Genomic DNA, 9289 nt, shown 5'->3' with positions numbered 1-9289 from the left:
GGTGGAACGGCGCGGCCTGCGCTATGCGCCCGGCGCGCGCGGCCTGCTGGACCTGACCCTGCCGCGCGATGCCGGCGCCGGCACGCCGCTGCTGGTGTTCTTCCATGGCGGCGCCTGGCAGGTCGGCTCCCGCGGGCACTACGCCTTCCTGGCCCGCGCCCTGGCGGCGGAAGGCATCGCGGTCGCGGTGCCGGACTACCGGCTGTGGCCGGATGCGCGCTGGCCCGACTTCCTGCAGGACGGCGCCGCCGCGCTGGCCTGGCTGCGCGGATCGGGCCAGGCGCCCGGCGGTCCGCTCTTCGTGATGGGCCATTCGGCCGGCGGCTTCATCGCGGCGTCGCTCGCGCTCGATCCGCGGTGGCTGGCCGAGGCGGGACTGCCCGGCGGACGCCAGGCGCTGGCCGGCGGCGTGCTGGTCTCCGCGCCGATCGCCTGGCAGCCCGATGACGAGCCGGTGCGCAGCATCTTCGCCCGCGCCCCCGGCGGGAAGATCCAGGCGGTGCCGGATGCCGCGGCGCTGGCCGGCGCGCCGCCGCTGCTGCTGCTGCACGGCACGGGCGACAGGGTGGTGGGCGCATTCCATGCCGAGCGCCTGGCCGATGCGCTGCGCGCGAACGGCCGCGCGGCGCGGCTGCACCTGCTGGAGGGCGCGGGGCACATCGCGCCCATGGTGGCGCTCAGCGCGCCGGCGCGACGCTACGGCTTCGCGAAGCCGAGGGCGTGGCAGGAGGTCGTGGGCTTCCTGCGCGCGCCGCCCGGCGGGACCTAGACCGGCGTAGCCCTGACTGTGTTCAGGGCTACGCCGGTCTCGCTTCTCTGGCCCGGCGATTCACGCCCTTCGCCGCACCCACCTTCGGTGTGCACGCTCAGGGCGATCGCGGGCTAGCCTCCCTCCCCGCGCGCCGGGGGCGCGCGGGGAGGCAGCCCCTACTCGTCCGAGCCCGGGATCTCGTCGGCGTCGCTCGACCGCGCCGGCGTGCGGCGCCGGACGTTCGGCACCGCGGCGGCGCGGTCCAGCTCGATGTCGACGCGTGCGCTGCGGCTGCCCGGCATGAGCACCACGGTCGCCTGCCCCGGGCCATAGCCCGTCGCCTGCGCCCGCAGCGTGTAGTTGCCGGCGACGAGCCCGCCGAAGGCGAAGCGGCCGTCGGCACCGGTCAGCGCGGCAATGTCCTGGTGGGCGGGACCCTGCGCGATGAGGACCTGCGCCTCCGCGATGGGCTCGCCTTCGGCGTCCAGGACGCGCCCGGCGATCTGGCCACGCGGCAGCGGGTTGCCGTGGTTCCTCCCTCGCTCGTTCTGGTTCGGAGGACGACGCCCGCTGCCGGACATGGTCAGGCGCCCTCCTTCCGCCAGCGCACGAAGTTGTCCTTCACCGGCTGCACGACGCGGGTGGCGGAATTGCCGCCGCTTGCGCCGTTGGTGTGGACGCCCACCACGATTCGGCTGTCGCCCTTCTTCACCCAGACCGGCGAGCCGGACTGTCCGCCTGCGGTGTCGATGTCGTAGGTGATCACCCGCTGCGAGAGCCCCGTCGCGACGCGGCCATGGTACCACATCGTGCCGGGCGGCTTGTCGCCGGGATAACCGGCCAGGTTCAGCTTGGCGCCGCGCAGCTGGCTGTCGCTCCAGGCGTCGAAGCCGAAGGCGCCGAAGGTCGGGTTGTTGAACGAGCGCGGCAGGATGATCGCGCCGTAGTCGCAGTCGCGCTTGCCGGCCAGCCAGCCCTTCACGCTCCGGAACTGCACGGCGGTGACGCTCTGGAAGGGCTTGTTGCTGCCGTTGCGGCCCGGCGTGACGACGATCTGCTTCGCCCAGCCGCCATGGTTCTTGATGTAGACGCAGTGCCCCGCGGTGGCGATGGTGCGTGGCCCGATGAAGAAGCCGGTGCCGAGGAAGCTGGCGCCGGTCTTGGTCATGATCGACAGGTGGCAGATGCGCCGCCAGGGCTGCTGGCTGGTGTTCTTGACCTGCACGCGGTCATCCGGGCCGATCACCACCTCGAGCGCGGTGAGCGCCTGTTCGAGCTGGACGAGGCTCGCCTCGGTCAGGCCGTCGAACTCCATGCCGCTCTCGGCGCCGCCGGTCTCGGTGATGCCGGGAATGCGCGGCAGGCCGGGGAATCGGCGCAGCAGCGTCCTCGCGCGGTTGGCCAGCGCGCTGCCCGCCTGCTTGGCCAGCGGCGCGACCAGCGTCGGGACCACCGCCTTGGCGATCGGCACCAGCGCCGCGGCGATCGCGCCGAAGATCTCCTGCTGCTGCGGCGTCGGCACGGTGACCGCCGGCGCGCTGGCGAAGTAGGCATCCACCATGGCTTCCTGCTCGCCCATGCTCTCCGTCCGGGCGGCCGGGTTCCACTCGACGCCGGTTTCGAAGTTGGTCTCCTGCGCCGCCTCCGAGACGGATTCGGTCGGCCCGGCCTCCTCGCCGCTGCCGGCGACGGCGGAGTGGTCGTCGGCGGTGATGACGGATTCGTCGACCTGCTGCCCGAACTCGGTCCCCATTCCGCTGTCGCCGACGATCTCGGACGAGTCGCCGCTCTCCGCGGCGGCGCCCTGCGGCATGCCGTAATCGGATTCGCTTTCGTAACGAGTGAGCGTGGAACTCATGACGAAGTCCCTTCCTCAAATCGCGACCTGGCGTTGCAAGGATCGGGGGGGGCCAGTCGCAACGATTGTATACGATATTGGCTTCGCCCGATTCCAGCGAAACTTAGGACCGAATCCCTGACCCGGCGCGCCTGCGTTCCGATCAGGCCGCCGGCGGTTCCCCGCGCAGGATCTGCATCGCCTCGAGCGGCGCGAGGCCGTGCGGCGCCACGCAATCCGCGCCGATCGGGACGACCACGGGCTCCGCCACGCCGCGGAATCGGCCGACCAGGCGCAACGGCGGCGCCGTCCCCTCCGCCGCGCGCAACGCAAAGCCGGTCAGGTCCCCGGCATGGCGACGCCCGCCGGCGAAGGCGCGGGCCGGCTGCCACGCGCTCCACCCGCCATCCGCATCGCGAACGCGGGCGAGAAGCCCCGCGACATCGGGCGCCGTGGGCGCAGGGATCAGGCGGAATCCCTTGATCGCGCCACGTTCCGGGAAGCCGGCGCTGCCGGTCGCGCTGCGCACGTCGCCGACGCCGCCGATGCTGACCAGCATCTCGAAGCCGGGCGGCGCGGCGGGCAGGATCGGCAGGCTGGCGCGGAGGTCCAGCGGCACCGCGCGGCGGATGATGGCGCAGTGCTTCGCGAACAGCACGGATTCGACCTGGCCGGCCTGCGCGCGCAGGAACGCATCCGGCTCCTCAGCCGGCTCGCGCTGGCCCGCCACGCAGAGCGCCGCCAGCCGCTGCAGGTACTCCACGCAGGAGAAGGGCGCGCCGCGACGGAAGCGGGGCGCGAGGCTGCCGAAATTGGTGTGCAGATCCTCCACCACATACAGCCCGCCGGGCCGCACGAAGGGCAGCAGCGCCTGCAGCGAGACGATCTGGTGCCCCCAGATGTGCGACCCGTCCTCCACCACGATGTCGAAGGGGCCGTGCCGGCGGGCCAGCGCCTCCAGCTGCGCGGGCTGCGACTGGTCCACGATCTCGATGGCGATGCGGTCCTCGGCCAGCGCCGCCTTCTCGGGCACGATGTCGGCGCCGATCACCGTGGCGAGCGGGAAATACGCCTTCCACAGCCGGAGCGAGTTGCCCTTGTCCACGCCGATCTCCAGCAGGCGGATCGGCGCGTCGCGCAGCGGTCGGAAGAAGGGCTCGTAGATCTCGAGATAGCCGTGGCCGTGCGACGCCTTGTCGGTGCCGTGCAGCCGGCCCAGCGCATCGAGGCCGAGCCCGGCCGCGGCGGAGGTCACCCCTGGCCGGTCCCGTCCACCGCGTCCAGCACGTGCAGCGAATAGGTCAGCGCCGCGCCGGCATTCAGCGCGACGGCGACGCCGAGCGCCTCCGCGATCTCCGCCTTGGTCGCGCCGGCCGCCTTCGCCTTGCGCGCATGCGCGTCGATACAGCCCTGGCAGCGCGTGGTGACCGCGACGGCCAGCGCGATGAACTCCCGCGTCTTGGCGTCCAGGTGCTGCGCGCTCGCGGCGCCCCGGTTCAGCGCGGCGAAGCCCTTCATCAACTCGGGGTGCAGCGCGGTGAATTCCTTGCCGCGCTCGCGCAGGCCCGCGCTGTAGCCGTCCCAGTCCTCGATGCGGGTGTCGGTGGTCATCTCAATCCCCTTGATGCAGGAAAGGCGTGGCCCCGCGGGACCACGCCTTTCCGATCCTCCTCGCGGCAGCCGGCTCGCGCTACTCGGCGGTCTCCGGCTCGCGCTCGGGCTGGTCGCCCTCGCCTTCCTCGGGCTTCGGCAGCGCCGGCGGCGCGACCTCGATGTAGTCGAAGGACAGAGCGCCGTCCTTCAGCCCCACCTTCACCGCGCCGCCCTTGGCGAGGCGGCCGAACAGCAGCTCCTCCGCCAGCGGCTTCTTGATGTATTCCTGGATGACGCGCGCCAGCGGACGCGCGCCGTAGAGCGGGTCGTAGCCCTTCTCCGCCAGCCATTCCCGGGCCGCGCTGGACAGCTCGATCGTCACGTTGCGGTCGGCGAGCTGCGCCTCGAGCTGCATGACGAACTTGTCCACCACGCGGGCCACGATCTCCGCGCCGAGCCCGGCGAAGGAGATGACGGCGTCGAGCCGGTTGCGGAACTCCGGCGTGAACAGGCGCTGGATCGCCTCCTGGTCCTCGCCCACGCGGGTGTCGCGGCCGAAGCCGATGGCGGGCTTCGCCAGGTCCGCCGCGCCCGCATTGGTCGTCATGATCAGGATGACGTTGCGGAAGTCCACGGTCTTGCCGTTGTGGTCGGTCAGCTTCCCGTGGTCCATCACCTGCAGCAGGATGTTGTACAGGTCCTGGTGCGCCTTCTCGATCTCGTCGAGCAGCAGCACGCAGTGCGGATGCTGGTCGATGGAATCGGTCAGCAGCCCGCCCTGGTCGAAGCCGACATAGCCCGGCGGCGCGCCGATCAGGCGGGAGACGCTGTGGCGCTCCATGTATTCGGACATGTCGAAGCGCACGAGCTCGATGCCGAGCGTCTTCGACAGCTGCTTCGCGACCTCCGTCTTGCCGACGCCGGTCGGGCCCGCGAACAGGTAGTTGCCGATCGGCTTCTCCGGGTCGCGCAGGCCGGCGCGGGACAGCTTGATGGCGGCCGACAGCGCCTCGATCGCCTTGTCCTGGCCGAACACCATGGACTTCAGGTCGCGCTCGAGGTTCTTCAGTGTCTCCTTGTCGTCGGCGCTGACCGACTTGGGTGGGATGCGCGCGATCTTCGCGACGATCTCCTCCACGTCCTTCAGCGTGACGGTCTTCCGGCGCTTGTTCTCGGGCAGCAGCATGCGCGAGGCGCCGACCTCGTCGATCACGTCGATCGCCTTGTCCGGCAGCTTGCGGTCGTGGATGTACTTGGCCGAGAGCTCGACGGCGGCGCGGATCGCTTCCGGCGTGTAGCGGACCTTGTGGTGCTTCTCGTAGTTGGTCTTGAGGCCCTGCAGGATCTTCACCGCATCCTCGACCGTCGGCTCGTTGACGTCGATCTTCTGGAAGCGGCGAACCAGCGCGCGGTCCTTCTCGAAGTAGTTGCGGTATTCCTTGTAGGTCGTGCTGCCGATGCAACGCAGCGTGCCCTGCGCCAGCGCCGGCTTCAGCAGGTTCGAGGCATCCATCGCGCCGCCGGAGGTCGCGCCGGCGCCGATCACCGTGTGGATCTCGTCGATGAAGAGGATGCTGCCGGGCTGGTTCTCCAGCTCGGCGACCACCGCCTTCAGCCGCTCCTCGAAGTCGCCGCGGTAGCGCGTGCCGGCCAGCAGGCTGCCCATGTCGAGCGCGAAGATCGTGGACTTGAGCAGCACCTCCGGCACGTCGCCCTCGATGATGCGCTTGGCCAGGCCCTCGGCGATGGCGGTCTTGCCCACGCCCGGATCGCCCACGTAGAGCGGATTGTTCTTGGTGCGGCGGCACAGGATCTGAATGGTCCGCTCGATCTCGCTGTCGCGGCCGATCAGCGGATCGATCTTGCCCTGCTGCGCCTTCTTGTTGAGGTTGACGCAGTAGTTGGAGAGCGCGTCCTGGCCGCGGCCGCCACGCTGCGGCTTTTCCTCCTTCTCCGGCTGCTCCTCGCTGGAGGAGGTCGGCGTGCCCTGCACGGGGCGCGTCGTGGAGCGGCCGGGGGCCTTGGCGATGCCGTGGCTGATGAAGTTCACCGCGTCCAGGCGCGTCATGTCCTGCAGCTGCAGGAAGTAGACCGCGTGGCTCTCGCGTTCGGAGAACAGGGCGACCAGCACGTTGGCGCCCGTCACCTCGTCGCGGCCCGAGGACTGGACGTGGATGGCGGCGCGCTGGACGACGCGCTGGAAGCCGGCGGTCGGCTTGGCGTCGCCGGCGCGGTCGCTGACCAGGCCGGCCAGGTCCTTGTCCAGGAACTCCGACAGGTCGCGCTTCAGCTTGTCGGCGTCCACGCCGCAGGCGCGGAGCACGGTCGCCGCATCCGCGTCGTCGGCGAGCGCCAGCAGCAGGTGTTCCAGGGTGGCGTATTCGTGGCGGCGCTCATTCGCGAGACCAAGGGCCCGGTGGAGCGTCTGCTCGAGGTTGCGGGACAGCATAGGCTTGACGCTCCCTATCGGGTGGGCGTGGCGCTCAACGGAGCGCCCCGGCCGGGGTTGCCCTCAATGTGGTCACTCCCTCTCCCTTGCGACAGTGGGGCCGCCCTTCATGCGTGGCGGACACCGGAGGCACGTCCGAGGGCCAAGCAAGAATCGGTCCTGCGCCCTCATTCCTTCTCGATGGTGCACTGCAGCGGGTGCTGGTTCTGGCGCGCCAGGTCCATCACCTGGGTCACCTTGTGCTCGGCGACCTCATAGGTATAGACGCCGCACACGCCGACGCCGCGCCGGTGGACGTGCAGCATGATGCGCGTCGCCTCCTCCCGGCTCTTGCTGAAGAACCGCTCGAGGACGTGGACGACGAACTCCATGGGCGTGTAGTCGTCGTTCAACATCAACACTTTGTACATGGACGGCTTGCGGGTGCGCGGGCGCGCCTTGACGACGACGCCGGTGTTCGGGCCCTCCGTCCCGCCGCCGGAGCCCCCGCCTGGCCCATTCCGCTTGTCGTTGTCGCTCATGCCTGCCTTGGTCGCGCGCCTGGTCGCCTGTCCTGGTAGCCCGATGCGCAGACCGGCCCCCCGGGACAAGCCGGGCCGGATCGCGCTGGTCGCCTCGCCCGGACGGCCGGGCGGCAGCCCAGGATATCGGAGCGCAGGGCTGCGAGTGAAGGCCTTGCCGCGGCGATACGCAACTCCAACCTCGCGGCGCCCGGAAAACGGGCGCGCAGGCGAACCGCAAGCCGGGCCTCCACGCGAAAAGGGCCCGGCCCGACCGCCCCCTCCGCCAGCGGCGGAAGGAAGCGGCCGGACCGGGCCCCGGTCGCGGATCGGCCGGGCACCGCGAGGGCGCCCGGCGGTCGGCGCATCAGGCCGCGAGCGGCTTGCCGAACTTCTCGACCGCCAGCGTCATGCGCGCGGTCAGCGGCGCAGAAGCCTGCTCGGCGAGGCGGAAGGTCGCCTCCTGCAGCTTCGCGGCCTCGCTCATGGAGCGCTCCATGGAGGCCTTGGCGAAGGCAGCCTGGATGTCGGCGGCCTCCTTCAGGCTCTTCACGGCGGCCAGCGCCTTCGCGCTCTCCATCGCGTGGTCGGTCAGCGCCTGGGTCATGGCGAAGACCTGCTTGCCGATGTCCTGGAAGCCGACGGCGAAGACCTGCGCGGACTTGCTCACCGCCTCGAGGTTGCCGCGGCCGAACTCCGCGGCCTCCTCGGCCGCCTTGAAGAACGTCTCAGCCTGCTTCGTCACCTGTTCCATGCCCTTCTCCATCGCCGCACGCGCCTGCACGGCGCCGTCCTCAACGAACTTCTTCGCCTGCGCCGCACCCTGCGTCGCGGTCGTATCCACCAGCGCGATCGTGCGCTTGCTTTCCTTCGGCTCAGCAGCCATTGCCCTGTTCCTTCACCTGTCCTGGCGACCGGGCCTGGGACCGGCCGGGAGCCGACGCCCGGCCCCGAGGATTTTGCTGCACCGCAGCACAGGAGCGTATTAGGCCGCTCCGGCCACGCGGCGCAAGCATTTTTTTGCAGTGCAGCAAAGCGCCCGCGATCACGCGCTCGTGCCCTCCGGAACCGCGGCGGAGATCGCCCGCAGCCGGTCTCAGGGCGCTGCAAGACTCCGCCCCAAGTGGCTGCGCTTACACTCTGTTCCAGCTTCGTGCCGCTGGACAGCGGGGCTCGGTATTCAATAGGGTAGCGACAGTCGGCGCGGCACGAGGGGGTGCCGCGACGGGGGGATCACCATCGATGCGTCTCGGGCACGCCTTGCGCGTCGGCCTGCTGGCCGGAGCCACGCTCGCAACCCAGGCGTTCGGATGGACCGGGCCTGCCCACGCCCAGATCGGCAGCGACCGCTACGCCGCCATCGTCCTCGACAACCGCAGCGGCACCGCCCTGGTCTCGGCCAACGCCGACGAGACCCGCCACCCGGCCTCACTCACCAAGATGATGACCCTCTACATGGTGTTCGAGGCGCTGCGCGAGGGCCGGCTCAGCCTCGATTCGCGCGTCACCATGTCGGAGGAGGCGGCCTCCCGCCCGCCCTCCAAGCTCGGCATCCCCGCCGGCCAGTCGATCAGCGTCGAGCAGGCGATCCTGGCCCTGGTCACCCGCTCCGCCAACGACGTCGCCTCGGCGGTCGGCGAGCGGATCGGCGGGTCGGAGGCGCGCTTCGCCCAGATGATGACGCTGCGCGCCCGCTCCCTCGGCATGAGCCGCACCACCTTCCGCAACGCCTCCGGCCTGCCGGATCCGGACCAGGTGACGACGGCGCGCGACATGGCGACCCTCGGCCGCCGGCTCTTCCAGGACTTCCCGGATCGCTACCACTATTTCGGCGTCACCCACGCCCAGTTCGGCGGCCTGCGCATCCGCAACCACAACCGCATGCTCGAGACCTATGAGGGCGTGGACGGCATCAAGACCGGCTTCATCAACGCCAGCGGCTTCAACATCGTGACCAGTGCCAGCCGCGGCGGCCAGCGCGTGGTCGGCGCGGTGTTCGGCGGGAGCTCCTGGGTGGAGCGCGACCAGCACATGGCCGCGCTGCTGGACCAGAGCTTCGAGCGGCTGGGCGTGGCCAGCGCCCGCCCGACCCCGCTGCTGGTTCGCACGGCGCAGGCGGCGGCGCTGCCGCGCGGCGGCGCGCAGCAGGCCGGCCGGCA

Annotated in this window: 9 protein-coding genes; 2 read left to right on the top strand and 7 right to left on the bottom strand. The window is 70.9% G+C overall.

Going from position 1 to position 9289, the window contains the following annotated elements; genetic code table 11:
• Nucleotides 1-769, top strand: a 769-nt coding sequence (locus OZN99_RS18565) for an alpha/beta hydrolase (RefSeq protein ID WP_270936757.1), incomplete at its 5' end; no start/stop codon positions are given.
• Nucleotides 770-927: 158 nt separating this feature from the next.
• On the opposite strand, the gene OZN99_RS18560 is transcribed toward OZN99_RS18565, so the two are convergent.
• The 7 genes from OZN99_RS18560 to OZN99_RS18530 form a co-directional block, all read right to left on the bottom strand.
• Nucleotides 928-1332, bottom strand: a complete 405-nt coding sequence (locus OZN99_RS18560) for a carboxypeptidase-like regulatory domain-containing protein (RefSeq protein ID WP_270936756.1) — start codon at nucleotides 1330-1332, stop codon at nucleotides 928-930.
• A 2-nt stretch (nucleotides 1333-1334) separates the two neighbouring features.
• Nucleotides 1335-2609, bottom strand: coding sequence for a trypsin-like serine peptidase (locus OZN99_RS18555; protein ID WP_270936755.1), 1275 nt, complete (start codon nucleotides 2607-2609; stop codon nucleotides 1335-1337).
• A 142-nt stretch (nucleotides 2610-2751) separates the two neighbouring features.
• Nucleotides 2752-3843 carry a class I SAM-dependent methyltransferase gene (locus tag OZN99_RS18550; protein ID WP_270936754.1) on the bottom strand — a complete coding sequence of 364 codons (1092 nt, stop codon included), beginning with the start codon at nucleotides 3841-3843 and terminating at the stop codon, nucleotides 2752-2754.
• The gene (locus OZN99_RS18545) at nucleotides 3840-4181 is read right to left on the bottom strand and encodes a carboxymuconolactone decarboxylase family protein (RefSeq protein ID WP_270936758.1); all 342 of its coding nucleotides are present in this window, start codon (nucleotides 4179-4181) and stop codon (nucleotides 3840-3842) included. Before OZN99_RS18545 ends, OZN99_RS18550 begins: the two co-directional genes overlap by 4 nt.
• Nucleotides 4182-4278: 97 nt before the next feature.
• On the bottom strand, nucleotides 4279-6630 hold the full coding sequence (clpA, locus tag OZN99_RS18540; RefSeq protein ID WP_270936753.1) for an ATP-dependent Clp protease ATP-binding subunit ClpA: 2352 nt from the start codon (nucleotides 6628-6630) through the stop codon (nucleotides 4279-4281).
• A gap of 167 nt (nucleotides 6631-6797) precedes the next feature.
• Nucleotides 6798-7151 carry an ATP-dependent Clp protease adapter ClpS gene (gene clpS / locus OZN99_RS18535; protein WP_270936752.1) on the bottom strand — a complete coding sequence of 118 codons (354 nt, stop codon included), beginning with the start codon at nucleotides 7149-7151 and terminating at the stop codon, nucleotides 6798-6800.
• Nucleotides 7152-7497: 346 nt separating this feature from the next.
• A complete protein-coding gene (locus OZN99_RS18530) occupies nucleotides 7498-8016 on the bottom strand; it encodes a phasin family protein (protein ID WP_270936751.1) in 519 nt (172 codons plus the stop codon).
• A gap of 356 nt (nucleotides 8017-8372) precedes the next feature.
• On the opposite strand from OZN99_RS18530, the gene OZN99_RS18525 reads away from it, so the two are divergent.
• The coding region (locus OZN99_RS18525) for a D-alanyl-D-alanine carboxypeptidase family protein (protein WP_270936750.1) at nucleotides 8373-9289 on the top strand (917 nt) is incomplete at its 3' end.

This window comes from Falsiroseomonas oryzae (assembly GCF_027856955.1).
In the GTDB taxonomy this organism is placed as follows: domain Bacteria; phylum Pseudomonadota; class Alphaproteobacteria; order Acetobacterales; family Acetobacteraceae; genus Falsiroseomonas; species Falsiroseomonas oryzae.
The sequence above is the reverse complement of the archived record's forward strand: the minus strand, read 5'-3'. Positions and strand labels throughout refer to the sequence as shown.

Coding starts and splice junctions, on each gene's coding strand:
- clpA (WP_270936753.1), bottom strand. CDS start 6,630: ATGCTGTCCCGCAACCTCGAGCAGACGCTCCACCGGGCCCTTGGTCTC.
- OZN99_RS18560 (WP_270936756.1), bottom strand. CDS start 1,332: ATGTCCGGCAGCGGGCGTCGTCCTCCGAACCAGAACGAGCGAGGGAGG.
- OZN99_RS18555 (WP_270936755.1), bottom strand. CDS start 2,609: ATGAGTTCCACGCTCACTCGTTACGAAAGCGAATCCGATTACGGCATG.
- clpS (WP_270936752.1), bottom strand. CDS start 7,151: ATGAGCGACAACGACAAGCGGAATGGGCCAGGCGGGGGCTCCGGCGGC.
- OZN99_RS18530 (WP_270936751.1), bottom strand. CDS start 8,016: ATGGCTGCTGAGCCGAAGGAAAGCAAGCGCACGATCGCGCTGGTGGAT.